Origin of the sequence: Methylobacterium sp. E-065, assembly GCF_022829605.1 — a bacterium.
In the GTDB taxonomy this organism is placed as follows: domain Bacteria; phylum Pseudomonadota; class Alphaproteobacteria; order Rhizobiales; family Beijerinckiaceae; genus Methylobacterium.
This window is the reverse complement of record NZ_JAKSYD010000227.1, coordinates 17,191-42,751: the sequence shown is the minus strand read 5'-3', so window position 1 is coordinate 42,751 and position 25,561 is coordinate 17,191. Positions and strand designations below refer to the sequence as shown.

The following is a 25,561-nucleotide window of genomic DNA, read 5'->3' as shown; positions in this document are numbered from 1 at the left end:
AGGCCGTACTTCTCACGGATGCCGTCCACCGCCTGCCTGCGTCGCTCGGGGGCTACAAGTTTCCCGAGGCGACGTCCGCCAGCACCTGACCCACCAAAGAAAGGTCGGCGACGAGCCGGCGCAGACGAGCGTTCTCGCGCTCCAGATCCTTCATCTTCCTGGCTTGATCGACCTGAAGGCCGCCGTACGCCTTGCGCCAGCGGTAGCAACTTTGCTCGGAGATCTCCGCCCCCCTGCATGCAAGGGCCAAACTCTTGCCCTGGGCAGTCTGCACCTCAATCTGGCGCAGCTTGAGCACGACCTGCTCCGCGTTCGTCTTCTGGCCTCGCCGCATGTCCAACTCCTTTGGTCCTGGCTGATCCTCTCAATCAGCCCGGTCCAAAGCCAGACGGTCAGGCCAAGGTCGACTGCCGTGGGCAATGGGCTTAACGTCCCTGAATAGTAATCCCGACGTGTCCGGTCCGCGTCTGCAGCGGTGGAACAGGTCAAGCAGGCCCATCCGCACGAGCATGGGGTGGACTGGGATCATGCGCCGGGCCGCCTCGGTCTTCACCCGCCGCAAATCCTCGGGGGGCATGCGCGTCACCTCTTCGTCCGGCTCCTCGTCCTCGTCGTCCTTGAGGCATAGCACGCTCAGGTGGGGGCGACCGTTGAAGGTCTCGTCCAGGTTGCCGACCTTCAGCTGTGCGATTTCGCCAGGGCGGGCGCCGCTAAACAGCATGATCGCCGGGACCCAATAGGTCGCGGAAATCACGGGCTCCTTCGCGGTACGTTCGAGAAGGGCGGTGATGTGCGCCGGCTTTAGGGGGAGGCGTTTGGCCTTCGAACTCGACGTTTCCTTCTGCGTGGGCCGTATATCGTCGACGGGATTCGAGCCAAGCAGCTTCTCGCGCACGAGGAATTCGAACATGCGCCGAACAGGGCCGATGTATTTCAGGTCGACGGTAACCTTTTCGATGGTTCGGAAAGGGCGCGCGAGGCGCCGGTTCGCCGCGATGGCCTCCGCGATGTCATGCGTCCCGAAACGCAGCGTGAAGCGGTCCGACGCCTGGTCAAGAAGGTCCCTGTAGGCCCGAAGATCGTCCCGGGTGATCTCGCGGGTAGGTTTGTCGCCGATAGCGCGGAGAAAGGAGGCCAACCGTCGGGGTGCGTCCTCCTGATGCTTGGCGCCTCCGCGATTGCGGACCTCGTCGACCTCGAACTTGGCGATGGCCTGCGACAGGGGCATGCTGGACCAACGCTCGGTAGCCGCGCGGGTGACGCCGGCGCGGACCTCGGACGCGATCATCTCCCGTATGGCCTGGGCGTCGAAAGCGAGCGCGCGCAGCTTCGCTAGTTTGGAAGCGAGGAGGGCCCGGAGTTGCTCGAAGGGGAATGCCGTGGAGGGTGCCGTCGCGCAATCCGTTGACGTGGAGAGAGCGGAGAGCGCCGCATCGAGATCCCGAGCACCGGTGGCCGTATCCTCAAGGTGACCGCCGCTCATCCTGGCGACCGCCCGCAGGACAGCGACGGCAATTCGGTTCTCATCACCCGCCGGGCGCTCGCCCTGAAGGATGCGCAACGCATCGAGGGTTTTGACGACGTGCCCAGCCACGCGGCCGTCGGCACCGACATCTCTCAAATCGGGAGGATCATCCCTTTCGCCGCCTGATAGGTCCCCGTCGCCCATCCCGCGCAGGACGCTGGCAACCTCGCGAAAAAAACGTCCTTTTCTGTCGATTGCCCACGGGCTGCCTGAGGTGGCGTCGAGCGCCTGCTGCAGCATGGCGAGGGCGGCGTCACGGGCTGGGCGCAGCGGGCGCTCTGTCCGGAGGGCAGCGTAGACGTCCTTGACCCTGACCAGCACCTCCAGCGCCCTCCGCCGTGCCTCGCGGGCGTTGCTGGTACGCAACGACTGACGAATCTCGGCGATGCCGAGCACGTCGACGAGGTCAACAGGGACGGCCTTGCGAAACCACCAACGGTCGCCACGCCTAACGACGAACATGCTCGAACCCGATCCTGGCCGGGACCGGGGCCCCGGCTGTGACGGGGCGCGGTGCCGTCCAGCGTCGGCCTTAATTAAAAAGATCAGAGTTACAATAATTTAGCTTGGCGGCGACGGAGGAATTCGAATCCTCATTCCCTGCTTGGAAAACGCATCTAAAATAGAGCCGACGCCGCTCCCTTGCTGCTGCAAGCTCACAGGTGGCCGACGTGCTCACCGCAATCGGCGCGGTTGCCGGTCATTAATGGCTTGAGCTGAAGGAACGAAAGCGCCATCGCATAGCAATGGACCTGAAGTGGCCCGGCCACACAGCCGTCATCTTTACCAATCCGGGCAGAATTTACCGGCCGGATCGTCGGTAGCGCCGAAAAGCCCGATAGAAATAGTGGTAATGAGGGAGAAATTTGAACCCCCAGAACAAGAACTATAATTCTCAGCGAAGGAACTAGGAGAATAAGGATGCCGCCTGGCGGGTTTGCTTACGTCACTGCGGACGAATAGCGAGCAGCCGTTGTACGAGCGTTGTACGCCGGGAACAGACCCGCATTAGAATCGGCTGTAACGAGCGCTGCAAGCCTTTGCGACTACGGCAGAAATTCATGGAGCGGGCGATCGGGATCGAACCGACGACATTCAGCTTGGGAAGCTGACGTTCTACCACTGAACTACGCCCGCCCACATAAACGGCGTCCGGGGCGGCAAAAGCGGAGCAACCGCTCAGCCCGAACCCGAAGCGTTCATGCTTGGGCATGATCTAGCAGCCGGACCGCGACGGCGTCAAACGGATCATCCGCCGCGTGCGGTCCCGGGAATCAGGCGACCCGCGATACGCTACCGGCTGATTGTTTTTGCGTCTCGCGGGCGGAATCGTAGGCGCGGTTCCGCAATGCGGTCTCGCTGGGCAGCTGATCGATCACGGTGCCGGACGTGGTGTCCACCACCTGGAAGACGATGGCGCTGGTATCGAGATCCTTGATGTATCGCGCCTTGCCGTTCGTCGTGGTGATGTCGAGTTTCACCGCAGGCTCCAACGTCTTGGCGCTCACAGGCGGCTTGGACGGCTGCTGCGTCTCCGCAGGGGCGGCCGTGGCGCCGAGGGCATCGAGGCCCTGCGGTCCCGGCGGGGCCGCGAGCGGGCGGATCTCCATGGCTGATCTCCTGCTGTCCTGTGATCGGAGGATTCAGCTGCCACGCAGCCTAAGCGTTCCTTAACGCTGGCTGGTCATCCACGGGCCGCCAAGCGGTGATCCGGCATGCACTGAACATTCCGTTACCGCACCGACACAAATTCGTGGTGATTTCGGTTGATGCAGGGGCCGCAGCGTCCCACCCGCAAGTGCCCGCGGAAGGAAATCTGGATGCGCTGGGTCTGCGCCGTTCTGATGATCACGGTGACGTCGCCACTCGCCGCGGCGGACTTGGGCAGTACGGCGGCGTCCCGGGCCCGTTTCATTGCGCGGCATCGGTGCGCGATCGCGGAGCGCCTCGAGATCATGCATCAGCGTGGCCTGGTCGAAGAGTCGCGGGACCGCTTCATCATCGTCGCGTTGCGCGGCGCGCCCCAGCGCTACGTGCAGTGCATCTACCACGATCGCGACACACGGATGTTCTGCGAGGCCTCGTCCGGCGCCTACGGTCCAACCGGCGAAGGGCGGCTGCGGCTCGACCCGGCCGAGCGCGCGGCTCTGAACGCGCTCGGCTATGTCCAGGCGAGCCCGCGCAAGAACTTCGCCCGCGAGGTCGAAATCGGGGACCCGCCGGATGTCACCATCGCGGCGGATCTGATGCTCGCGGCTTTGCACGACGGCTACGGTGCCGGCCCGGGATCCGTCATCGAGATCCAGGCTCCCTCCGGCGACGATCCGATCGCTGCCTGTGGCACGCCCGCATCCTGAACGGACCGGGCGTGCCGTCGCCTCACTCGGCGGCGTCGACGTAGAGCTTCCCGCCTTCGGCCAGGAATTCCTGCGACTTCGCCTTCATGCCGGCTTCGGCCTCGGCCTTGGTCATCACGGGCGCCGCACCCACGACCTCGCCGGCCTCCTCCATCGCCAGCACCTCGGCGCGCAGGTCCTGCGTGATCTTCATCGAGCAGAATTTCGGCCCGCACATCGAGCAAAAATGCGCGACCTTGTGGGCGTCCTTGGGCAGGGTCTCGTCGTGGTAGCGGCGGGCCGTATCCGGATCGAGGCCCAGGTTGAACTGGTCCTCCCAGCGGAAGTCGAACCGGGCGCGGCTCAGCGCATCGTCGCGCAGCTGCGCGGCCGGGTGGCCCTTGGCGAGGTCGGCGGCGTGGGCAGCGATCTTGTAGGTGATCACGCCGGTCTTCACGTCGTCCCGGTCGGGCAGGCCGAGATGCTCCTTCGGGGTGACGTAGCAGAGCATCGCGGTGCCGAACCAGCCGATCATCGCGGCGCCGATGCCGGAGGTGATGTGGTCGTAACCGGGGGCGATGTCGGTGGTCAGCGGGCCGAGGGTATAGAACGGCGCCTCGCCGCACTCCCTCAGCTGCTTCTCCATGTTGACCTTGATCTTGTGCATCGGCACGTGGCCGGGGCCCTCGATCATCACTTGGCAGCCCTTGTCCCAGGCGACCTTGGTCAGTTCGCCCAGGGTCTCGAGCTCGCCGAACTGCGCGGCATCGTTGGCGTCGGCGATCGAGCCGGGGCGCAATCCATCGCCCAGCGAAAACGACACGTCGTAGGCCCGCATGATGTCGCAGATCTCGTCGAACCGCTCGTAGAGGAACGATTCGCGGTGCCCGGCGAGGCACCAGCGGGCCATGATCGAGCCACCGCGCGAGACGATGCCGGTGACGCGTCGGGCGGTCAGCGGCACGTGGGCGAGGCGCACGCCGGCATGGATGGTGAAGTAGTCGATGCCCTGCTCGGCCTGCTCGATCAGGGTGTCCTTGAACACCTCCCAGTCGAGCTTGAGCGGATCGCCGCCGACCTTCTCCAGTGCCTGGTAGATCGGCACCGTGCCGATCGGAACCGGGCTGTTCCGGATGATCCACGAGCGGATGTTGTGGATGTTGCGCCCGGTCGACAGGTCCATGACCGTGTCGGCGCCCCAGCGGATCGACCAGACCAGCTTCTCGACCTCTTCGGCGGCCGACGAGGTCACAGCCGAGTTGCCGATATTGGCGTTGATCTTGACCAGGAAATTCCGGCCGATCGCCATCGGCTCCAATTCGGTGTGGTTGATGTTGGCCGGGATGATCGCGCGGCCCCGGGCGATCTCGTCGCGGACGAATTCGGGGGTGATGAAGGGCGGCACCGAAGCGCCGAAGCTCTGGCCGTCGGCGAGCGTGGCCTCAGCGCCCTCCAGCATCTGCTCGCGGCAGGCGTTCTCGCGGTGGGCGACGTAGATCATCTCCTCGGTGATGATTCCGGCGCGGGCGAACTCGTACTGCGTCACCTTTTGGCCGGGCGCCGCCTTGCGGATGGTCCGCTCGGCGGGGCAGGGGGCCACGAGCTTGTCGCCGGCAAAACCGTTATCCTCCGGCTTGACCGCCCGGGGCTCGACCGCCGCGTAGCCGCGGGCCGCGATCCAGGGCTCGCGCACGCCGGTCAGGCCGGCGCTGAGGTCAATGCGTACGTCGGTTTCTGTGTAGGGGCCCGACGGGTCGTAGACCCGCACCGGTGCTTCCTTCGGGTCGGAGAGGGCGATCTCACGATAGGGCACGCGGATGTCCGAGCGGCCGGCCGGGCTCGCATAGACCTTGCGCGATCCGGTGACCGGACCGGTGGTCACGGCCTCGGGGTTGCCTGTCACGTCCTTGGGGCGAACGGGTGCGTTCATCGTGGGCCTCTCCTCGCTTCGGAGCGGTCCGGTCCACGCGATGGGTGAGATGAGAGAGCCGGCCGCGAGGCGCGCAGCCGCAGGTTCCCGTCCCTCCGCCGGTATGAGCCGGATCAGGTTCAAGGGTCAGGGCCGGATGCCCAATCTCAGCCCCCTGCGGGGCTCCCCTCGGAACGATTCAAGACTCACGGTTGCCGGTGCCTTTGTCAATGCTGCGTAAAACGTCCGAACGACATCCGCTCCGGATGGTCTGGCAGCGTTCCAAGCGGCCCCGATTGCAAGGGCGACCCGGGCGGGCCTAGGGGAGGGCACTCACGCCAAACGCTGCTCACCGCCGTTTCGAATGCGCCTTCTCGCCGGTCTCGTGCTTACCGTACTGCTGCTCTCCGGCTTGGCGCTTGCCGCGCTCGCCCTTGGGCAACGCCGCTTTCTCTATCCGGGCGCCTATCATCCACCGTCCCTCGCGCCGGTGCCGCCGGAGGTCGCGCCGATCACGATCGCCACCAGCGACAGGGAAACCCTGCACGCCCTTTGGCGCGCGCCGCGGCCAGGTTGCGGCATCGTGGTCAGCTTTCACGGCAACGGTGGTCGCCCGGAACCGCATGCAGCGCGCTTCTCTGCAGACCCCTGGCGGGCGGGCGGCTGGGGCCTGCTGACCCCGGCCTATCGCGGTTATCCGGGTTCGACCGGGCATCCCAGCGAAGACGGCCTGATCCGCGACGGTCTGGCCGCCGTGGCGGAGGCGGCGGCGCGGGCGCCGGGTGCGCCGATCCTGCTGCACGGCCATTCCCTCGGGGCAGCCATCGCGGTCGCGGTCGCCGAGCATTATTCCGCGATCGGGCTCTACCTTGAGGCGCCGTTCGACTCGATGACCCACACGGTGCGGCTGCATGCCCCGCTGGCACCATCCTGGCTCCTGCGCGAAACCTACCGCTCGGATCTGCGCATCCGTTCCGGGACGGCGCCGGTCCTGATCGTCCAGGGCCGCGACGATCCGGTGGTGCCGGCCAAGCTTGCTTTGGCGCTCGCTGCCGCGGCCGGACCCCGGGCGCGGATCGAGCTGGTACCGGGCGATCACGTCTCCATCCTGGGCCTCCGGGATCGCGAGGCAGAAGCTACGTTCGGCGCGCGTGTCGGCGGGGGCTGCGCGGCGGCCGAGACGGCGGGGTAGTGGGCGGATGAAGGAGGGCGTGCGTGGTCGGACGGCGGTCCCGGCGCTGGAATGCCGATGATCCCGCGCAGCCGGGCGACGCCGCGCGGGTCGATCCGGTCTGCCCGCTCTGCGAGAGGCCGATCCCACCGCGCGCCCGCTCCAGCCTCCACCATCTGACGCCCAAGCTGAAGGGTGGAACCCATCGTGGCACCGTCCGGCTGCACCAGATCTGCCACTCGGCGATCCACGCCCGCTACAGCGAAGCAGAGATCGCCAACCGGCTCGCCGAGGTCGATGCGCTGCGTACCGATCCGGAGATCGCCCGGTTTCTCGCCTGGGTCCGCGGCAAGCCCGACGATTTTCATGCCGCCACGCGCATGACCCGCGACCGGCGGACCTTGCGCCGCAAGATCTGAGCGGCGAATATTTACGAAGTCTTGGCTACGTCGGCAGATCGATTGCGCCTCGAATCTTGCCGTCAACCACATGGGGTCCAGGATCATCCTTGTATCGGGGATGCGATGATGGCCGGAGTAGCAGACGCACGGGATCGACTGGCCTGGGTCGATATCGCCAAGGGGATCTGCATCCTCCTGGTCGTGATGATGCATGCCGTGACGGGCACCGGCGACGCCATGGGCGGGGAGGGATTCCTCCACCCGGTGGTCGCCTTCGCGAAACCGTTCCGGATCCCGGACTTCTTCCTGCTGTCGGGCCTGTTCATGGGGCGGGTGATCGACCGCGACTGGCGCCTGTTCTCCGACCGGCGCGTGGTCCACTTCGCCTATTTCTACCTGCTGTGGCTGGTGATCCAGTCGGCGGCCCGGTACGGAAAGATCGTCGGCGATGGCGGCCCCGCGGACTTCGCGGCCTATCTCGCGCACGCCCTGATCGAACCCTATTCCAGCCTGTGGTTCATCTACCTGCTGGCTGTGTTCTCGGTGGTCACCAAGGTGCTGCGCCGCCTGCCGGGCGGCGTGTTGCTGGCTGCGGCCGCGCTGTTGCAGATCGCCGATATCCGCAGCGACTCGACGTTGATCGAGGAGTTCTGCGCACGTTACGTCTACTTCGTCGCCGCATACCTGTTCGCCGACCGGATCTTCACCCTGGCCGATACGGCACGGCGCCATGTCGGGCCGGCGCTCGGCGGACTTGCCATCTGGGCCGCCCTGGAGGCCTGGTTGGCCATGACACCCGCGAGCGATCCCGCCCATCCGACGCTGGCGAGCCTGCCCCTGGTAAGCCTCGCCCTCGGCGCCGCCGGAGCCTTGGCGATCGTGGTGGCGGCCGCCCTGATCGGCTGGGCGGGCGGCCCCGTGGCGGAAGCGATCCGCGCCTGCGGCCGGCGCTCGATCGTCATCTACCTCGCATTCTCGCTGCCGATGGCCGCGACCCGGGAGATCCTCGTGCGCACCGGGATCATCGCGGATATCGGTGCCGTGAGCCTGATCGTGATGGTGGCCGCGGTTCTGCTGCCGCTCGCTCTGGAACGGCTCGTGCGCGGCACGCCCCTGAAGATCCTGTTCGTCCGGCCCGCATGGTTCCACTTGGCGCCGGCCCGCAGGTCGGCGCGTCCGGCCCTGCAGGCGACCTGACGAGCCGCTTCAGCCCTCGAAGGCGATGCCGATCCGCCGGCTTCGCCGCCACGCGACCGTAACCGGACGCGGATCGCCATCAGCGGTCAGGCGCAGCGGGAAACGATCCGGTACCGGCTGATCGTTCTCCACCTCAATCTGAGCGCCCGTTTCGGTCGCGTCCCAGACCAGGCAACTGACCTCGCCGTGTGCGAGGAGCAAGGAGCCGAACGTGAAGGCGTTCCTGCGGAACGTGCCGCGCCGGTCCTCCGTCATAAGACACTCCCTCGGCCGCACCCGCCCGCCGAACCGGGCCTGAATGCCCGGAACCATGGCGGATCGCAGTTAACAGGCTGAATACGGCGGGAAGACGCGGCTATCGGGACAAGATCAATCATCGTCCCGGTACTGCCGCGGTGCAGGCCGGTCGTAATCCTCGTCGTAAGGGCGCCGCACCGGCGGGCGGTCAGCGTCGCGGTCGTAGCCGCGATCGTCGCGATAATCGTCGCGGCGCCGGTCATAGCCCTCGTCCCGGGGGCGGTCGTTCGATCCGCCCGCATTGATGCGCGGCGCGTACCAGCAGCTCTTCGGCTGGCCCGGAGCAGGATCCCCGAAGGTCTGGGCGTTGCAGGCGATCACACCGCCCTGCGGGAACGGCCGACCGTTGGTGCGGCCGGGGACGCCGAAATAGACGTTGGTTGGATAGGGCATCTGGCAAACACCCCCCTCCTGCGCGCAGGCGATCAGGTTCACCGTGTCGAGCTGGTAGGCTTGGGCCGCCGTGAGCGCGAGCAGGCCCATCCCCAGCGAGCCGGCCGCGATGGCCGAGGCAATCCGAATCTTCACGTCCACGATTCCCCCGTGATGCGTCATGCCGGGGCCGATTAATCCGGATGGCGGCTTCCGGCCAGCGGCCGTGCTCGCTATGGCGTCGGCTCACGATATCGATTGCGTGAGGACGGGTCGCATAGGTCGGCGCCGGATCGCGACGCATCGGGAGGACTGAGTGAAAGATTCGCCCGCGCACGAGCTTCTGCTGCTCAGCGCCTTGCAGGAGTGCCGGATCGCGCTGGCGGCCGCGCGCCAGGACGAGGCGGCCCGAATGGTCGTCCGCGGCGAACTCGAGGCCGCGCTTCGGCGCGAGGAGGCCCTGAAGACCGAGATCGTCCTCGAGCGCGAGCGTACCGAAGCCGTCCGCCTGGTGCTTCAGGCGCTGCTTGTGAGTCTCCGGCGCTTCGGCCTGCGCCGACGCCTGTTCCTGGCGCGCGTCGCTCGGCTCGGCCGGGAGACGCCGGATTTCGGTCCGCAATCGGCCCGCCACCCGGTGCTGCTCGCCGAGGCGCGGCGGGTGATGGGTGTGGGGCAACCTCCCGACCCGGCGCCGGGTGCGTAGAGGTTGACGCGGTCTTAACGGATTGGCGAGCCTTCTCGTCCAGCGTCACCGCGATGCGGTCACAAACGGATTCGACAAGGCGGGCGCGCGGCTGCCGCGTCCTGTCCTGTATCGGGGCGGACGCCGCAGCCTGAGACGCGCGGCAACCGTGCGGCGTCACCGTAGATGGGCGCGCCGGTCCGGATCAATCGAAGACGGGATGCATGGCCAAGGGGCAAGGCAACGGTCCAGGCAAGGGGCGCGGCAGGGTTGAGCCGAACTTCGATGTGCCGGAGGGGCGCACGCGGGATCGCGGCGACCTCGACCTGCGCCTGTCCCGTGACGATCGTTCTGGATCAGGAGAGGGCGTGGCGAATCGAGCGAGTGGGCCGGCACGCAAGCCGGCCAAGGCGTCGGCACGTTCGGCGAGCGCGGGCCGGAAGCGGCGTCGGCGTTCGTGGCTCGGCCGGATTGTCTACGGCACGGTGGTGCTCGGCCTTTGGGCCGTCATCGGGCTTGCCGGGCTCATCGCCTACCATGCCTCCCAGCTTCCGCCGATCGACCAGCTCGCGGTCCCGAAGCGCCCGCCCAATATCGCGATCCTGGCGAGCGACGGCACGCTGCTCGCCAACCGCGGCGAGACCGGCGGCCGGGTGGTCTCGATCAAGGAATTGCCGCCCTATCTGCCCCGGGCGTTCGTGGCGATCGAGGACCGGCGCTTCTACCAGCATTTCGGCGTCGATCCGGTCGGCATCCTGCGGGCGGTCGGCCAGAACGTGACGCGGCGCGGCGTCGCGCAGGGCGGCTCGACGCTCACCCAGCAGCTCGCCAAGAACCTCTTCCTGACGCCCGAGCGCTCCGCCTCGCGCAAGATCCAGGAGGCGATCCTCGCGCTCTGGCTGGAGCACAAGTACACGAAGGACGAGATCCTCGAACTCTACCTGAACCGCGTCTATTTCGGCGCCGGCGCCTACGGCGTCGAGGCGGCGGCGCAGCGCTATTTCGGCAAGCCCGCCAAGGAGGTATCGCTCGCCCAGGCCGCCATGCTCGGCGGCCTCGTCCAGGCGCCGTCGCGGCTCGCCCCGAACCGCAACCTGCCGGCCGCGCAGGCCCGCGCCGCGCAGGTGCTTGCCGCCATGCAGGATCTCGGCTTCGCGACCGCGCAGGACGTGAAGGTGGCGCTCGCCCAGCCGGCCAAGCCCGCCAACGCCCGCGGCGGCGGCTCCGCCAACTACGTCGCCGACCTCGTGATGGACGTGCTCGACGATTACGTGGGTAAGTTCGAAACCGACATCACGGTCCAGACGACGGTCGATACCACCCTCCAGGCCACCGCCGAGCGGACCCTGACCGAGGAGCTGAACGCCAAGGGCGCGCGCTTCAACGTCGGCCAGGGCGCACTCGTCTCGATGCGCCCCGATGGGGCGATCCGCGCGCTGATCGGCGGGCGTGATTACGCGCAAAGCCAGTTCAACCGCGCCACCACGGCCAAGCGCCAGCCCGGCTCCTCGTTCAAGCCATTCGTGTACCTGACCGCCGTCGAGCACGGCGCCACCCCCGACACGGTGCGCGACGATGCGCCGATCCGCATCGGCACCTGGGCGCCGGAGAACTATTCGCACCGTTACGAAGGACCGGTCACCCTGCGCACGGCGCTCGCCCACTCTCTCAACACCGTGGCGGTGCGTCTCGGCCAAGAGGTCGGCCCGAAGGCGGTGGTGCAGACCGCCCAGCGCCTCGGCATCACCTCACCGCTCCAGGCCAACGGTTCGATCGCGCTCGGCACCTCCGAGGTGACGCTGCTGGAGATGGTCGGTGCCTACGGGGCCTTCGCCAATGGCGGCACCGGCGTGATCCCCTACGTGGTTACGGCCGTGAAGGGGCTGGACGGCAAGGTGCTCTACAAGCGCGCCGAGAGCGGGCTCGGCCGGGTGATCAGCGCCGATGCCGACGGCATGATGAACGCCATGATGCACGAGACCTTCGTCAGCGGCACCGCCAAGAAGGCTGATATCCCGGGCTGGGACCTCGCGGGCAAGACCGGCACCACCCAGGATTACCGGGATGCGTGGTTCATCGGCTACTCGGGCAGCCTCGTGACCGGAATCTGGCTCGGCAACGACGACGGCGAATTGACCAAGAAGGTGACGGGCGGCAACCTGCCGGCGGAAGTCTGGAAGAGCTACATGACCCAGGCGCTGAAGGGTCAGAACCCGGTCCCGCTGCCGAATATCAACCGCTGGCGCAGGGCGCCGGAGACGACAGCCTCCGTAGCCAGCGCCGGCCAGGAGGCGCCGGGCGGGATCCTCGGCCAGATCTTCGGCGATCCGCAAGCACCTGCACCGCGGCCGGCCGCCGCAGCCCGGCGGGCCCCGAAGGACGATCGCAACTTCATCGAGAAGTTGTTCGGCTTCGGCGACTGAGCGCGCAAGTGTCGGCGGGACACGCCGGACCGTCGGTGCTCAGAGCATCGGCAGCATCCGGGGACGCGGGCCGCGCGGGAAATGCGCGTCGATCATGGCGATCTCGGCGGAGCCGAGATGCAGCTCAGCCGCGCCGGCATTCTCCACCGCGCGGCTCGGGCGCCCGGTCTTCGGGATCGTGAAGGTCAGGGGCATCCGGGTCAGGAAGGCGAGGGCGACCGCGTGCGGGGTCGTACCATGCGCCTCGGCGATCCCTGCCAGGGCCCGGCCGCCGGCGCTGGCCGGATCCGGGAACTCGCCGCTGCCGAAGGGCGAGTAACCGACCATCGCGACCCCGTGCTTCTCGCACCAGGGCAGAACGGCGTGTTCGATCGCCCGCTCATTGAGATGGTAGAGGACTTGGTTGCAGGCGATGCGGTCCGGCCCCGCAATTGCCAGGGCGCGATCGAGATCCTCGATGTCGAAGTTGCTGACGCCCCACGACAGGATTTTCCCGGCCCGGCGCAGGTCCTCGAACCCAGCGATGGTTTCCTCCAAAGGGTGCTGGCCGGGCCAGTGCAGCAGGTAGCTGTCGAGCCGGTCGGTCCGCAGTTTCCGCAGCGATTCCTCGCAGGCGCGCACGACACCGCGGCGGGTCGCGTTTCCAGGCACAACCTTCGAGACGAGGAAGACCTCTTCACGGCAATCGGTGATTGCCTCCGCGACGATCGCCTCCGCGTCGCCGTACATCTCGGCCGTGTCGATATGGGTCATGCCGGCATCGATCCCGGCTCGCAGCGCGGCGAGCGCATCGCCGCGGTCCGACCGGTCGATGTGCCACGTTCCCTGGCCGATCACCGAGACCGGGACGCGGGCTGCACCGAAGCTCCTGGCCTGCATGGCGTCGTTCCCTTCCCTGTCTCGGCGCTTTTCCGACAGCGACCCCAACGATGGGCACCGGCGTCGCGACCCTGCCGTTCCACGCCTTACTCGCGCCATCATGGATTGTTGAGCAAGGCAGGGCGCATAAAGGCGGCGGTGCACTTCAGGCCATGGCCTGCTGTCATGCTGCGCGGTCTCGCCGTGCCCGCGCTATACGGTCGAACCCGTGAAACCCGGTCCGGTGCGCGGTCGCTCGGTTGGCCATGCTGGAGTTGCGCCGATGCTGCCCGCTCACCGCATGTTCTGGGTGCTGATCCTGCTGGCGGCTGCGGGCGCCGGGCTTTTGTACAACATCATTTTCGCGGCGGGCGCGTCCCCGCTCGCGGGATTCACCTACGGCCTGTGCATGGGCGCGACGGTGCTGGCCTTCGACCGCGGCCTGATCCTGGCAGGCCTGCAGGCGCGGATCCGCCGGTTTCCGGCTTGGCTCTACGTGGTTGCGGCCGAACTCGCCTACGTGCTGATGATCATGGCCGGCAACGCGCTCGGCGGCCTGCTGGTCTGGGCGTTTGCGCTGACGACCGACGACCTCACCTCGGCCACGCGCATGACCGCCCGGGTGCTCGCCTATGCCCTGGCCGTGTCCGGCCTCCTCGTCTTCGTGATCCGGATGCGCGACCTGATCGGCGGCGAAGTGTTCGTGAACTTCATGATCGGCCGCTATCACAAGCCGGTGGCGGAGGAGCGGGTGTTCCTGTTCCTCGACGTAGTCGGCTCGACGGCCTTCGCGGAGGCGCATGGCGATCTCCGGGCCCAGGAATATCTCGGCGCCGTCTTCGCGACGCTGGCCGAGCCTGTGCGCCGCAACGGCGGCTCCGTCGATGATTATGTCGGGGATCTGGCCATCATCACCTGGCCGATTGCCCGGGGCCTGAAGGATGCGCGCTGCGTGACGTGCCTGTTCGACGTCCTCGACCGGATCGAGGCGGATGCTGCGGCCTGGACGGCCCGGTTCGGAACGGTGCCGCGGCTCCGGGCGGCCCTGCACGGCGGCTCGGTCGTCACGGCCGAAGTCGGGGTCGATCGGCACAAGATCGCGTATTTCGGCGATGCCGTGAACGTCACCTCGCGGATCGAAGCCCTATGCCGTCCGCTCGGGGTCGGCATTCTGATCTCGCAGGATCTCCTGGACCGGTTGACGCGGCTACCGGATGGCGTTCGCGCCCGCTCCCTGGGCGCCCACGCGTTGCGGGGTCGCGGCGCGCCGCTCGCGGTCGCCACGCTCGAACGCGGTCACGGCGATATGCTGCCCGTCACGGATCTGGAACCCCGTCGCGTGGCGGCAGCCCGCTGATGCCCCGCATCGAATCGCCTCGAGCCGTTATCCTGACGACCGCGAAGCTAGGGCTGCGCTTCGGCTTGCCGTTGCTCGGCCTGCTGGTTTTCGGACACGCCATCCTGATCTCGGTGGGCGGCGATATCGAGCGCTGGGAATTCGCCCTCGGGGTTCTTCTGATCGTGGCGGGCTTCACGTCGAAGCTCGTGCCGCGGCCGTGAGCGCCGATACGGCGGGGCCGCCGATCTTCCTCGATGCCGATGCCTGCCCGGTCAAGGACGAGACCTACCGGGTGGCAGCCCGCTACGGGCTCACCGTCCACGTGGTTGCCAACAGCATCCTGAACCTGCCGCACGAACCCTGGATCGTGCGCGTCGTGGTCGGCTCTGCCCTCGACGCCGCCGATGACTGGATCGCCGAGCGTGCCGGTCCTGGAAGCATCGTCCTTACCGCTGACGTGCCGCTCGCCTCACGGTGCGTCAAAGCCGGCGCGACCGTGCTGGCCTTCACCGGCAAGCCGTTCAGCGAGTCGTCGATCGGCATGGCGCTCGCGACCCGCGACCTGATGCAGTCCCTGCGCGAGGCCGGAACGATCACCGGCGGTCCGAAGCCGTACTCGCGGGCCGACAGGTCGGCCTTCCTGTCGGCTCTTGATCGCGCGGTGAACCGGATCCTGCGTGAGCGCCCCCGCGACGCGTGAGGCGCGGACGCCAACACGCCAAGCTCAAATCCTGCGTCAGTCCTGACCGGCGGGAATAAGCGCCTTAAGCGCCGCGTTGATGCGGTCCTGCCAGCCCGGCCCGTCCTTCTGGAAATGGGCGAGCACCGTACTGTCGAGGCGAAGGCTCACCACCTCGCGCGTACCGGGCGGCGTTACGGTCCGGGGTGCCGCCTGCTGTGGAGCAGGAGCCTCCGGCTTCGGAGACGTTGCGGCTCTGAAGGCCGCCTCGGCTGCCGCGCGCGGATCGGTGAAGCGGCGGCGATTGCGATCTTCGGCCATCGGCCTCTAACCCTTTGCGGCGGTCTTTTTCGGCGCAGCCTTCTTGGCAGCGCCCTTGCCAGCACCTTTGGCAGCGACTTTCGCGGCGGCCTTGGCTTCCTTCTCGGCCGCCTTGGTCTGAGCGTCCGCTTCTTCCTTGGCCAGCCGCAGCGCCCGCAACTTGAGGGTCTTCTCATCCACAGCTTTGATCGCCGCGTGATGCTCCGCCATCGCCTGCGCACCCTCGCGGGCCATCCGCTCGGCGCGTTCGGCCCGCTCGATGCGATTGTCGGCTCGCGTCTTCGCCTCCGCTTCCGCGTCGCGCGTTGCATTCTCCTCGTCGAGGTCGAACTCGGTCTCGTCGCTCATCCTGTCCCTTTCGCCCCAGCGCAGCGTATCCGACCCTGCGCAACCTGCGCGGGACAGCGACTGGGCAGGTCCGGCCTGTTGGAGGGGGGGCAAGGCCGGATCTTCACACCCGTGTCCCGTCGCCGAAGGCACACGGACGCGTGTTCAAGTTGGCTTTAGCATGCCCGTCGGGTCGATGGCGAATCTGCAACGCTCGTCGGGTATGCCAGCGCACAATATTCGCCAGGATCACCGGAAGCTCACACCAGTCCAGATTCCGGCGTTCTTATCCACGCGTTGTGAGGCCGGGCTTATCTCACTCGAAAGTTGAGCGGGATGGAGACGGACAGGCTCGGCTGCGTCACGCCTGCCGGTGCGGCCGGAAGGCTGCCGCGGACGGCCGAGAGCGCGGCGCTGTCGATCTGCCCGACTCCGCTGGAGCGTGCGAGGCCGGCGGCCGTGACTTGGCCCGAGCGCATCACGGTAAAGCGGACCACTGCCGTTCCACCTCCGGTGCCGTTGGCGGCGCCCGCATTCATGCGGCCGTGGATCGCCGCGCTGATCGCGCCCGTCCATTGGCGCAGGGCGCTCGGATCGCTACCCGCTGCAGCGCGGCCCGCCGCGTTCTGGCGCGACGCCGAGGCGGAGTTGCGCGCTTCGGCGCCCTCCTGAGCCTTCGCCTGACGGGCTTTGGCCTCCCGCGCGGCCTTCGCCTTGGCTTCGCGAATTTCCTCCAGACGTTCCTGCCGCGCCTCCTCGCGCTTCTGCTCGCGGAGCTTCTCCTCCCGGACCTTGCGCAGCTTCGCTTCCCGCTCGGCCTTGAGCTTGGCGGGATCGGGCTCGGGCTTCGGCGGCTCCTCGGTCTTGGCGATCTCGGCTGGCGGGGGCGTAAGCGGCTGGGCCTCCTCCGAACTCGACGTGATCACCTGGCTCGGCGTCTCGACTGCCTGGGCCTGCGGCGGAGGCTCGACCACCGGGGTCTCGTCCGGCTTTACTTCGGCCATCTCGGTCGGGGGCGGCGGCTGGACCGCCTCGTCGGGCGGCAGGTCGACGGGCTTCGTCTCCGGCGGCGCGGCTTGGCTCATTTGCTGCTCGGACGGCGCCTCCGTCGGCGCCTCCGTCATGATCGGCGCCAGATCCACGGTGATCTGTTGCTCGCCGGGCGGCGTCGGCGGCGCAAGCCGCAGGACCATCGCGGCCACCAGCACGAGGGCATGCAGACCCAGTGCGACCAGGAAGGCCGCGACCAGCCCGGATGGGCGTCGTTGCCCGAATCCCTCGGGCGCATCCGTCGGTACGAACGTGTTCATCGGCTCAGCGGGCGGTCCCGGCAGGGGCGGCGGCCGGCGCAGACGGGGGCGCCGATGCGCCGCCGGGCGACTGCGCGATCAGCGAGACCTTGGTGAAGCCGGCCTGCCCCACCAATCCCATGACCTCCATGACCTTGCCGTAGGGGACGTCCCGGTCGCCGCGCACGAGGATGACCTGATCCTTGTCGGCTGCCGCCATCTCACGCAGGCGCGGCACCAGGCTCTCCATCGTGAAGATCTCCTTGGCGATCGAGGGCTTGCCGTCCTTGTCGACCGTGACCTCCTGGGGCTTCTTCGACTGCGCCACCTTCGGGGCCGCGGTCTTGGGCAACTGCACCGGCACGCCCGTCGTCATCAACGGCGCGGCGACCATGAAGATGATCAGCAGCACGAGCATCACGTCGACCATCGGGGTCACGTTGATCTCGGACATCGGCATGTCTTCGAGATCATCGTCGTCGCTCGCGCGAATGGATCCCATCGCCATCGGGCGTCTCCGGTTCGGTGCGTCGGTCCGCGCGTCGGCGGTCCTTTTGAAGCGGCTCAAGGCCTCTCACGAAGCTCCCGATTGCCGGGAGCCCTCCCTCTGCGCGCGGCGGGGCAGCGGGCGTTCTGTGGGAGGCGCCTACTCAGCGGCGGCGCGGTGCGGTGTGCCGGCGCGGTCGCGCGCCAGACGGTTGCCGAGCAGCGAGATATAGGACGAGAAGGTGCTCTGAATTGCACTCACGTCGCCCGACAGTTTGTTGAACGCCATGACGGCCGGGATGGCGACGACGAGGCCGATCGCGGTGGCGAACAGCGCCTCCGCGATGCCCGGCGCCACCACGGCCAGCGACGTGTCCTGGCTGCGCGCGATCGACGAGAACGAGTTCATGATGCCCCAGACGGTGCCGAACAGCCCGACGAACGGCGCGGTCGACCCGGAGGTCGCCAGCAGGGACAGGCCGGTACGCAGGCGCTTCACCTCCATCGTGAGCGCGCCCTTCATCGCCCGCTCGATCCGCTCGCGGCGCTCCGCCCGGGTCTCGGAGGTATCCTGATCGCGCCATGCATCGATGCCGGCCCGCGCGACGTGGCCGGCGATGCCGCTGAGTTCGCCGTCGAGCTTGCCGCCGGATTGGACCAGCGTGGCGAATGCCTTGGCCTGACGCCGGGCGGCGGCGAGGCGGATGATCTTCTCGAACACCACCGTCCAGCACGCGATCGAGGCGATCACTAAGAGGATCATCACGCCCTTCACGATCGGATCGGCCTGAAGGAACAGGCCGAGGAACGAGAAGTCGTGGGCGGCCTCGATCGGCGCTTGTGTCGGGTCCATCGCGGGCTCCTCGCGTTCTGGTCTCACGCGGCCTTGCGCCGCCGTCCTATCGGGGTGCGGCGAATGCCGCTGACCGCCCGGCGATACCTGCCGCCGGACGGTCTCACCGCTTCGTCCGCCGTGCGGCCGAGATCAGCGGTCGAACGGGATGCCGGCCTTCGAGTCCGTCTCGGTCCGTTCGAGACACGCTTCGCGGCCGGCGTCGCCTCCCTCGCAGGATAGAACGTCGTTCAGCAGGACGCGCCCTACTTTGTTGCAGGCGATCCCGGGAAAATCGAAAATCTTCACGAGGGTCTTCCGGGGTGGGAGCGGCCCGAGTTCCACCGCTACACGCTTCTGTGCGACCCCGTCCGTATCGAAGGCGAAGAGATCGACTTTGTAGGATTTGAGATTAGCCCCCTTGGTGTTGTCGATCACCATGGTGATGCGGCACGCCTCGGCGGCCGTCTCGACCTTGTTGAGCTGCAGCTTCAGCGGCCCGGCCTTCTCGGACGCATCCTGCGCCAGGGCCGAGACCACGAGGAGCGCCGAGAGCGCGACGCAGGCCGCCGTGTCGAGGGCGATACGCCCGATCCGCCGGCGGTACAGGGGAACGCTCAAGGCAAGCACCGAACCGTCATCCTCTTCCTCGTCCTGGGGCCTGCGCCCGCCGCTCCCGCCCGATCCCGGAGGGGATTCAGTGAAGTACAACGCCACCGCGACGGGATGCCGGTGCCAAGCGCTCGGCTGCCGCATCGAGCGGATCGACGGCCGCCCGGACCGCCGCCACGAGCCGCGGCGCCGCGTCCCGCCCGGTGATCTCCGCCGCTGCCTCCTCGAGATCCGCCCAGAGCCGTTTCCGGCCCCGGTTGATCAAGTTGACCAGCGCGCATTCATGACCGGTCACGCGGCAGCAACTCGCCGGCATGAACGACCAATCCTCCTCCCGCTCGACCCGTAGCGCACGGATGATCGCCACCACGCAGGCCACGAACCGGCACCCTTCCGCCGGCCCAAGCAATTGCTCGGCCCCGTCGAACGCAGCATTCCAGCAGGCCACATCGCTGGTCATGTAGCCGGCTGCAACGAACCGAGCCACCGACAAGGCCAGAATCTCGGCCTCGTCGCCGCACACGTCGACCACGCGCTGCAGCGCCGCACGGTCCGACAGAGTCTGGGGCGCGTCCATGGGCGCTTTGCCTCGGGTCACAGCGGAAATCCGAGCGATCGCCCGATGTGATCGACCGGTCGCCATCCGCGGCAGTAAGCCACCCGCGCGGCCTTGATCAAGGCCCAGCTCAAAAATCAGAGCAGTTCCAAACTGTTAGTGGGAAGCGTGACGGTTCGAAAACTTGCCAATATTTCCTAACTATCATTGCCGAATATGCCCATCACGGCTGCGCAGTCCGGTGATGGACGAAACCAGAGGCGTCCCTTGATGGCCGGCACCACCGTGGCCATATCGCTCTACTGCCGGCGGCGTCTCGTCCGGCGGAGCGCTGCCCGGGCGGGCTCCCTGTCGACGAGGTGCTCAGGCATCGCGGGGCGGCGGCAAGCCCCGGGGACGGAGGCCTCGCTTTCTGGATGACGGCCGCGATGACGCGCACTTCGCCTTTCGGGCATCCGTTCCTGCTTGGGTTCGACGAGATCGAACAGGCCCTCGACCGGGTCTCCAAGGCCACAAACGATGGTTATCCGCCCTACAACATCGAGCGCCTGCCCCGGACGGAGAGCGAGCCCGAGAGGCTCCGCATCACGCTCGCGGTTGCGGGCTTCACCCGCGAGCAGCTCGACGTGATGCTGGAGGACAGCCAGCTCGTGGTGCGCGGCCGGCAGGTCGACGAGCGCGAGCGGCATTTCCTTCACCGCGGCATCGCGGCGCGGCAGTTCCAGCGTACCTTCCTCCTCGCTGACGGCATGGAGGTCCTGGGCGCGGATCTCGCCAACGGCCTGCTGTCGATCGACCTCGTCCGCCCGGAGCCGGATCGGATCGTGCGCAAGATCGATATTGGCGCGCGCGGGTAAGATTGATCGGATGGCGGCAATCCCCACATGAGCTTGGTGCTGCCGGTGCCTTCGGGATCGGCCGCGGACGCTCTGCCACCCAGGAGGGCTTTGATGACCGTTCTCAATCCGTCGCCCCTGACCCCCGCCGATCTCGATCCCGCCGACTTCCAGCCGGCCGATCTCGCGGCGCTCGGTGAGGGGCACATCGCCTATGTTCGGCCGATCCGGTCCGACGAGGTGCGCCGCTTCTTCCCGCAGGCCCCTGAACTGACGCCCGGACTCGATCTGTTCGCGCTGCTCTCGGCGAGCGGTGCGCCGATCATGCTCGCCGATTCCCGTGCGGTCGTTCTGGCCAATGCTGTCGCGCAGGACTTGCAGCCGGTCAGTCTGCACTGAACCAAACGGGCTCCGGCCCGTCAGGCCATCTCGGCCACCGCCGCCACCAGCCGTGCGATATCCTGCGGTCGTGACAGGCGGTGGTCACCATCCGCGATCAGCGTCATCACCGTGCCCTCAGCCGGCAGACGTCCGAGGATCTTGAGGGCGTGGGCATATGGCACATCCGTGTCGCGCATCCCCTGCAGGATATGGATCGGGCAAGCCGGATCGACGGGGCCTTCCAGCATGCAGTTCCGGCGGCCATCCTCGATCAGCTTCAGGGTGAGCGGGTCCGGTTCGGGCGCGTAGTCGCTAGGCCTGCGCAGGACGCCGTCGCGCATCAGCATGGCGCGCCCTGCCTCGGTGAGGCGTTCCCAGATCAAATCCTCGGTGAAGTCCAGGGCCGGGGCGATGAGCACGAGGCCCGCATTTGGCGCGCCACGCGCTGCCCGGTCGCGGGCCGCAAGGCAGGCGATCCAGCCGCCCATCGAGGAGCCGACCAGGATCGGGGGCTCGCCGATATGGGCACCCAACACGGCCTGCGCGTCCTCCAGCCACGAACTGATCGTGCAATCCGCAAATGTGCCGCTCGATTCGCCGTGGGCCGCGTAATCGAACCGGACGAAGGCGCGCCCGGCTTGAGCGGCCCATTGATCGAGGGCGGTTGCCTTCGTGGCCTTCATGTCCGAGCGGAAACCGCCCAGCCACATCACCGGCGGCCCCGAACCGGGTCGCGCGCGCACCGCGATGCGACGCTGCGTGTCTCCGGTGCCGACCGTGAGGAAGCTCAGCTCCGTATCGGTCATCCTGATCTCCGATATCCCCATCCACGCGCGAAGAAACACCGTCCTTGATACGGTTCGCTTCAACATCCGTTTACCGGACCGTAAAGCGCGACGGTGATGCTGAAGCAATGGCAGCGAGCATTTGGCAGATACCGGCGGGCGGCATGCGCGTCCTCGCCGAGGGACCGCGGACGGGCGCCGAGTCGCGCGGCTTGACGGGCTTTCCCAGCGAGGTGGGTGTCCTGGCGGGGGCGCGGATCCTCCAGATCATACCCGAACTCGAAGCCGGCGGCGCCGAGCGCACGACGGTCGACGTCGCGGGCGCCCTGGCGTCAGTCGGGGCGCGTGCCCTCGTGGCGACCGAAGGCGGGCGTCTGGTCGGCGAGTTGCAGGCGAAGGGCGGCCACTGGCTCCGATTCCCGGCGGCCTCGAAGAACCCGGCGGCGATGGCGGTCAACGTCGTACGGCTCATGATGCTCTGCCGCCGCGAGGGCGTGCAACTCATCCATGCCCGCTCGCGCGCACCGGCCTGGGTGGCGCTCGCTGCCGCGCGCCGGCTCGGCCTGCCGTTCGTCACGACCTATCACGGCAGCTATTCCGGCCGGACCGGCGTGAAGGTGCTTTATAATTCCATCATGGCCCGCGGCGACGTGGTGATCGCCAACTCGCGCTACACGGCCGATCTCATCAGACGGATGCATGCCGAGCAGGCCGGCGAGCGGGTGCGGGTGATTCATCGGGGTACCGACCTCGCCGTGTTCAACCCTGTGGCGGTCGGTACCGGTCGGGTCGAGGCCCTGCGGCGGACCTGGAACGTCGCGCCCCACGAGCGGGTGATTCTCCTCGCGGCCCGCCTCACAGCCTGGAAGGGGCATCGCGTGCTGATTGAGGCGGCCGCGCAGATGCGCGACCGGGGCGTGCCAGATATCGCCGTCGTGCTGGCCGGGGATGCCCAGGGCCGAACTTCCTACGAGCGCGAACTCGACGCGCTGATTGCGGCCAGGAATCTCGGTGCCGTCGTGCGCCGTGTCGGGCATTGTACCGACATGCCGGCCGCCTTCCGGGCCGCCTCCGTGGTGGCCGTGCCGTCGATCGAGCCCGAGGCGTTCGGCCGGTCGGCTGTCGAAGCGCAGGCGCTCGGGACACCGGTGGTCGTCTCGGATCTCGGGGCTGTCCCCGAGACCGTTCTGGCACCCCCGGATGTCCCGGCCGGACAGCGCACCGGCTGGCGCGTCCCGCCAGGCGATGCCGCCGCTCTCGCATCCGCGCTGACGGAAGCCCTCTCGCTCGGCGCGAGTGCCCGCGACGCCATGGCGCGCAGGGCGCGTACCCATGTGGAGACGCACTTCTCCCTGGATCGCATGGTGGGAGACACCCTCGCGGTCTATGCCGAATTGCGTGGCGGAACCCGTTGATCGGAGCCCGGTTCGGGACGTGGATGACGCGCGACATCGGTCGTTTATTTTCGGTTGGCGCTTCGGTCAGCCGTTGACTCTGGCCGCGCTTCCCACAACGTAGTATGTCCGGAAGAGACCGGAGCGGCCGGCGGCCAGGTAATCCCTCCGGGGATTGTCGGGTCCGCCATTTCGTCGTTGCAGCAGGAGACCAAAGCCATTCGTAGACCGATGAGAGCCATGCCGGCCCCGCAGAAGGACGGGCCGCGCGCCAACCGCGACATTCGCGGTGTGCGAGAGGTGCAGCTGATCGACGATACCGGACAGAACCGCGGTGTCGTTGCCTTCTTCGACGCGCTGACTCTTGCCGAGGAAGCCGGCCTCGATCTCGTGGAGATCGCGCCGAATTCCGTGCCGCCCGTCTGCAAGCTGCTCGATTACGGGCGCTTCCGCTTCAACGAGCAGAAGAAGCAGAACGAGGCCCGCAAGCGGCAGAAGACGGTCGAGGTCAAGGAGATCAAGCTCCGCCCCGGCATCGACAAGCACGACTACGACACCAAGATGAAGTCGGTTCACCGCTTCTTCGAGGAGGGCGACAAGGTCAAGGTGACCCTGCGCTTCCGTGGTCGTGAGATGGCTCACCAGGATATCGGCCTGCGCCTCTTGGAGCGCGTGAAGCACGAGACCGCCGAGATCGCCAAGGTCGAGAGCGAGCCGATGCTCGAAGGCCGGCAGATGATCATGATTCTGGCGCCGCGCTGAGCGTCGCCGCGTCCGCGTTTCGAACGTGGACCAACGGCCCTGGGACATTCGCGTCCCAGCGCCGGTCCTGACCGTCGGTCTTCGTACCCTCTCCGGCGCTTCCGTGCGACCCCGCGAGGGCCTATGGGCTGCGTATGGCCCTCACTTCCGACGAAATCGAACGCTACGCCCGCCATCTCGTCCTGGCTGAAATCGGAGGCCCAGGACAGGCGCGGCTCAAGGCTACCCGGGTGCTCGTCATCGGCGCTGGGGGGCTTGGCGCACCGCTGATCCAATACCTCGCTGCGGCCGGGATCGGTACGATCGGCATCGTAGATGACGATACGGTCTCCCTGTCGAACCTGCAGCGGCAGGTGATCCACGGCACGCCGGACCTCGGCCGGCCGAAGATCGAGAGCGCTGCCGATGCCGTGGCGCGCCTCAACCCGCACGTCGCGGTGGTCGGCCATCCGCTCCGCATCGATCCGGACAACGCGGTCGAGCTGATCGCCGGCTATGACCTCGTTGCGGACGGGTCCGACAACTTCGCCACGCGCTATGCGGTCTCCGATGCCTGCTTCCACGCAGAGCGTCCGCTGGTGACGGCGGCGCTCGGCCGCTTCGACGGCACGCTCACCACCATCCGGGCGCACGAAACCGGCCCGGACGGGATCTCGAACCCCACCTATCGCTGTCTGTTCCCGAACCCGCCGCCGCCCGGCAGCATACCGGCCTGCGCGGAAGCTGGCGTCCTGGGAGCGCTGGCGGGCGTGATGGGCTCGCTGATGGCGATGGAAGTCATCCGCGCGGTGACCGATTTCGGCGAGCCCCTGGTCGGCCGTCTCCTCATGGTCGATGCCCGCGCCATGCGGTTCGAAACCCTGCGCTATGGCTGGGATCCGGAGAATCCGCTCAACGGCACGGGTGCCTCAGCTGAATAGCGCGCCCGGCGGCATCCAGGGCCCTTCGGCCCGCTCCTTGCCGAGGCAGCATTTCTTGAACTTCTTGCCCGATCCGCACGGGCAGGGATCATTGCGGCCGACATCCTTGAACGGGTTGCGCTGCGGTTCGCCCGCTCCTTCGACGGTCCAGTCGAGGGCTTCGACCGCGTCGTCGAGGTAGCCGTATTGATAAGGGCCGAGCCGGTCCCGGTCATCAGGCTTCGTCTCGGCCTTGCGCAAAGCCTCCTTGAACCAGTCGGCGTCGCTGATCTCATCGGTGATCCGGCCGTCCGAACGGGCCGCCGCAACCCGGGGGGCTAGGTCGCGGAAGCCGAGATGCGCAATCGTCTCTTCCCAGCCGGTCCAGGCCGGCGCCTCCTCGACGGCGGCTTGCGCGTCGTCGAAGCGGACGAGAAGGTCGTGCATCGCCGCGCGATCGATCCGGCCTTCCAGGGTCAGGAAGGTGCAGGCGCTGAACAGAGCCATGCGGGCAAAATCATCGACGGTGCTGTCGAGGATGAGTCGGAAAAGGGGGGCGGAATCGTCGTCGAACAGGCTTGCTAGAACCTTCGCGAGGGTTGCGGTGAGGGCATCGCCCAGCACGGCATCGAGGCTTTCCTCGTCCTGCCGCAGGAGGCGCAGCAGCGGCGCGAGGGCGCGCGTATCCCGCGCCTGGGCCATGACGTGCAGGCCCCAGAACAGCAGGTTGGTCTCCTCCGGTGTCAGTTCGCGCGCATCCGCTGCCCCTTCGAGCAGCGGCAGCGTCGCTTCGGCGATCGCGGCCGGATGCTGCATGGCTTCGCGCAACGCCGCGGTCGGCCGATGTTCGGCCGCCGCCAGATCCGCGATGAGAAGGGCGATCCGATCCATC

29 protein-coding genes, 1 tRNA gene, 1 pseudogene and 1 riboswitch are annotated in these 25,561 nt (G+C 67.7%); of the genes and pseudogenes, 14 read left to right on the top strand and 17 right to left on the bottom strand.

Annotated elements, in window-relative coordinates; translation table 11 throughout:
- The 4 genes and pseudogenes from MKK84_RS26245 to MKK84_RS26230 form a co-directional block, all read right to left on the bottom strand.
- Positions 1-334: pseudogene (locus tag MKK84_RS26245) on the bottom strand (transposase); the annotation flags it as partial.
- A 30-nt stretch (positions 335-364) separates the two neighbouring features.
- Positions 365-1,987 carry a DUF6538 domain-containing protein gene (locus MKK84_RS26240; RefSeq protein ID WP_243924957.1) on the bottom strand — a complete coding sequence of 541 codons (1,623 nt, stop codon included), beginning with the start codon at positions 1,985-1,987 and terminating at the stop codon, positions 365-367.
- Positions 1,988-2,587: 600 nt separating this feature from the next.
- Positions 2,588-2,662, bottom strand: a tRNA-Gly gene (locus tag MKK84_RS26235).
- Positions 2,663-2,799: 137 nt separating this feature from the next.
- Positions 2,800-3,135 (bottom strand): flagellar protein FlaG, encoded by a 336-nt coding sequence (locus MKK84_RS26230; RefSeq protein ID WP_243924956.1) that lies wholly within the window; start codon positions 3,133-3,135, stop codon positions 2,800-2,802.
- Positions 3,136-3,480: 345 nt separating this feature from the next.
- Between MKK84_RS26230 and MKK84_RS26225 the strand changes: the two genes are divergently transcribed.
- Positions 3,481-3,882: a TY-Chap domain-containing protein gene (locus MKK84_RS26225; RefSeq protein WP_243924955.1), complete on the top strand. Its 402-nt coding sequence runs from the start codon at positions 3,481-3,483 to the stop codon at positions 3,880-3,882.
- Between the two features lie 22 nt (positions 3,883-3,904).
- On the opposite strand, the gene thiC is transcribed toward MKK84_RS26225, so the two are convergent.
- Positions 3,905-5,791, bottom strand: coding sequence for a phosphomethylpyrimidine synthase ThiC (thiC, locus tag MKK84_RS26220; protein WP_243924954.1), 1,887 nt, complete (start codon positions 5,789-5,791; stop codon positions 3,905-3,907).
- 73 nt (positions 5,792-5,864) lie between these two features.
- A riboswitch (TPP riboswitch) is annotated at positions 5,865-5,970 on the bottom strand.
- Between the two features lie 164 nt (positions 5,971-6,134).
- Here thiC and MKK84_RS26215 point away from each other — a divergent pair.
- From MKK84_RS26215 to MKK84_RS26205, 3 genes are all read left to right on the top strand, one after another.
- On the top strand, positions 6,135-6,962 hold the full coding sequence (locus tag MKK84_RS26215; protein ID WP_243924953.1) for an alpha/beta hydrolase: 828 nt from the start codon (positions 6,135-6,137) through the stop codon (positions 6,960-6,962).
- 23 nt (positions 6,963-6,985) lie between these two features.
- The gene (locus MKK84_RS26210) at positions 6,986-7,360 is read left to right on the top strand and encodes an HNH endonuclease (RefSeq protein ID WP_243924952.1); all 375 of its coding nucleotides are present in this window, start codon (positions 6,986-6,988) and stop codon (positions 7,358-7,360) included.
- 108 nt (positions 7,361-7,468) lie between these two features.
- The gene (locus MKK84_RS26205) at positions 7,469-8,539 is read left to right on the top strand and encodes an acyltransferase family protein (RefSeq protein WP_243924958.1); all 1,071 of its coding nucleotides are present in this window, start codon (positions 7,469-7,471) and stop codon (positions 8,537-8,539) included.
- A 9-nt stretch (positions 8,540-8,548) separates the two neighbouring features.
- On the opposite strand, the gene MKK84_RS26200 is transcribed toward MKK84_RS26205, so the two are convergent.
- Positions 8,549-8,794: a pilus assembly protein PilZ gene (locus MKK84_RS26200; RefSeq protein ID WP_243924951.1), complete on the bottom strand. Its 246-nt coding sequence runs from the start codon at positions 8,792-8,794 to the stop codon at positions 8,549-8,551.
- Between the two features lie 114 nt (positions 8,795-8,908).
- Positions 8,909-9,364 (bottom strand): hypothetical protein, encoded by a 456-nt coding sequence (locus MKK84_RS26195; RefSeq protein WP_243924950.1) that lies wholly within the window; start codon positions 9,362-9,364, stop codon positions 8,909-8,911.
- A gap of 160 nt (positions 9,365-9,524) precedes the next feature.
- Here MKK84_RS26195 and MKK84_RS26190 point away from each other — a divergent pair, with 160 nt between their 5' ends.
- Positions 9,525-9,911 carry an ATP-dependent helicase gene (locus MKK84_RS26190; protein WP_243924949.1) on the top strand — a complete coding sequence of 129 codons (387 nt, stop codon included), beginning with the start codon at positions 9,525-9,527 and terminating at the stop codon, positions 9,909-9,911.
- Between the two features lie 203 nt (positions 9,912-10,114).
- Positions 10,115-12,313, top strand: a complete 2,199-nt coding sequence (locus MKK84_RS26185; RefSeq protein WP_243924948.1) for a transglycosylase domain-containing protein — start codon at positions 10,115-10,117, stop codon at positions 12,311-12,313.
- A gap of 39 nt (positions 12,314-12,352) precedes the next feature.
- Here the strand turns inward: MKK84_RS26185 and MKK84_RS26180 are convergent, their stop codons facing one another.
- The gene (locus MKK84_RS26180) at positions 12,353-13,192 is read right to left on the bottom strand and encodes an aldo/keto reductase (RefSeq protein ID WP_243924947.1); all 840 of its coding nucleotides are present in this window, start codon (positions 13,190-13,192) and stop codon (positions 12,353-12,355) included.
- 262 nt (positions 13,193-13,454) lie between these two features.
- Here MKK84_RS26180 and MKK84_RS26175 point away from each other — a divergent pair, with 262 nt between their 5' ends.
- From MKK84_RS26175 to MKK84_RS26165, 3 genes are read left to right on the top strand one after another with little or no spacing between them, the layout of a single operon-like run.
- Positions 13,455-14,528: an adenylate/guanylate cyclase domain-containing protein gene (locus MKK84_RS26175; RefSeq protein WP_243924946.1), complete on the top strand. Its 1,074-nt coding sequence runs from the start codon at positions 13,455-13,457 to the stop codon at positions 14,526-14,528.
- The gene (locus MKK84_RS26170; RefSeq protein WP_243924945.1) at positions 14,528-14,731 is read left to right on the top strand and encodes a hypothetical protein; all 204 of its coding nucleotides are present in this window, start codon (positions 14,528-14,530) and stop codon (positions 14,729-14,731) included. Before MKK84_RS26175 ends, MKK84_RS26170 begins: the two co-directional genes overlap by 1 nt.
- The gene (locus MKK84_RS26165) at positions 14,728-15,210 is read left to right on the top strand and encodes a YaiI/YqxD family protein (protein ID WP_243924944.1); all 483 of its coding nucleotides are present in this window, start codon (positions 14,728-14,730) and stop codon (positions 15,208-15,210) included. The genes MKK84_RS26170 and MKK84_RS26165 overlap by 4 nt, the downstream gene beginning before the upstream one ends.
- A 36-nt stretch (positions 15,211-15,246) precedes the next feature.
- On the opposite strand, the gene MKK84_RS26160 is transcribed toward MKK84_RS26165, so the two are convergent.
- The 7 genes from MKK84_RS26160 to MKK84_RS26130 all read right to left on the bottom strand — a co-directional run bounded on the left by MKK84_RS26160 (position 15,247) and on the right by MKK84_RS26130 (position 19,633).
- Positions 15,247-15,510, bottom strand: coding sequence for a BrnA antitoxin family protein (locus tag MKK84_RS26160; RefSeq protein WP_243924943.1), 264 nt, complete (start codon positions 15,508-15,510; stop codon positions 15,247-15,249).
- A gap of 6 nt (positions 15,511-15,516) precedes the next feature.
- Complete coding sequence (locus MKK84_RS26155) at positions 15,517-15,858, bottom strand: hypothetical protein (protein WP_243924942.1); 342 nt, start codon at positions 15,856-15,858, stop codon at positions 15,517-15,519.
- A gap of 290 nt (positions 15,859-16,148) precedes the next feature.
- A complete protein-coding gene (locus tag MKK84_RS26150) occupies positions 16,149-17,147 on the bottom strand; it encodes a TonB family protein (RefSeq protein WP_243924941.1) in 999 nt (332 codons plus the stop codon).
- Between the two features lie 4 nt (positions 17,148-17,151).
- Positions 17,152-17,634, bottom strand: a complete 483-nt coding sequence (locus tag MKK84_RS26145) for an ExbD/TolR family protein (protein ID WP_243924940.1) — start codon at positions 17,632-17,634, stop codon at positions 17,152-17,154.
- Between the two features lie 138 nt (positions 17,635-17,772).
- The gene (locus MKK84_RS26140; protein ID WP_243924939.1) at positions 17,773-18,465 is read right to left on the bottom strand and encodes a MotA/TolQ/ExbB proton channel family protein; all 693 of its coding nucleotides are present in this window, start codon (positions 18,463-18,465) and stop codon (positions 17,773-17,775) included.
- A 132-nt stretch (positions 18,466-18,597) separates the two neighbouring features.
- On the bottom strand, positions 18,598-19,074 hold the full coding sequence (locus tag MKK84_RS26135; RefSeq protein ID WP_243924938.1) for a Tat pathway signal protein: 477 nt from the start codon (positions 19,072-19,074) through the stop codon (positions 18,598-18,600).
- Positions 19,075-19,141: 67 nt separating this feature from the next.
- On the bottom strand, positions 19,142-19,633 hold the full coding sequence (locus MKK84_RS26130; RefSeq protein WP_243924937.1) for a hypothetical protein: 492 nt from the start codon (positions 19,631-19,633) through the stop codon (positions 19,142-19,144).
- Between the two features lie 407 nt (positions 19,634-20,040).
- On the opposite strand from MKK84_RS26130, the gene MKK84_RS26125 reads away from it, so the two are divergent.
- Entirely contained in the window at positions 20,041-20,469 is a 429-nt protein-coding gene (locus MKK84_RS26125) for an Hsp20 family protein (protein WP_243924936.1), read from the top strand.
- Between the two features lie 93 nt (positions 20,470-20,562).
- Positions 20,563-20,847: a DUF1150 family protein gene (locus MKK84_RS26120; protein WP_243924935.1), complete on the top strand. Its 285-nt coding sequence runs from the start codon at positions 20,563-20,565 to the stop codon at positions 20,845-20,847.
- Between the two features lie 20 nt (positions 20,848-20,867).
- On the opposite strand, the gene MKK84_RS26115 is transcribed toward MKK84_RS26120, so the two are convergent.
- Positions 20,868-21,635: an alpha/beta hydrolase gene (locus MKK84_RS26115; protein WP_243924934.1), complete on the bottom strand. Its 768-nt coding sequence runs from the start codon at positions 21,633-21,635 to the stop codon at positions 20,868-20,870.
- Positions 21,636-21,742: 107 nt separating this feature from the next.
- Here MKK84_RS26115 and MKK84_RS26110 point away from each other — a divergent pair, with 107 nt between their 5' ends.
- From MKK84_RS26110 to MKK84_RS26100, 3 genes are all read left to right on the top strand, one after another.
- A complete protein-coding gene (locus MKK84_RS26110) occupies positions 21,743-23,029 on the top strand; it encodes a glycosyltransferase family 4 protein (protein ID WP_243924933.1) in 1,287 nt (428 codons plus the stop codon).
- A 219-nt stretch (positions 23,030-23,248) separates the two neighbouring features.
- Entirely contained in the window at positions 23,249-23,770 is a 522-nt protein-coding gene (gene infC, locus MKK84_RS26105; protein WP_243924932.1) for a translation initiation factor IF-3, read from the top strand.
- Between the two features lie 134 nt (positions 23,771-23,904).
- Positions 23,905-24,690: a HesA/MoeB/ThiF family protein gene (locus MKK84_RS26100; RefSeq protein WP_243924931.1), complete on the top strand. Its 786-nt coding sequence runs from the start codon at positions 23,905-23,907 to the stop codon at positions 24,688-24,690.
- On the opposite strand, the gene MKK84_RS26095 is transcribed toward MKK84_RS26100, so the two are convergent.
- Positions 24,679-25,560, bottom strand: a complete 882-nt coding sequence (locus MKK84_RS26095) for a DUF1186 domain-containing protein (protein WP_243924930.1) — start codon at positions 25,558-25,560, stop codon at positions 24,679-24,681. The genes MKK84_RS26100 and MKK84_RS26095 overlap by 12 nt on opposite strands.
- Position 25,561 lies beyond the last annotated feature (1 nt).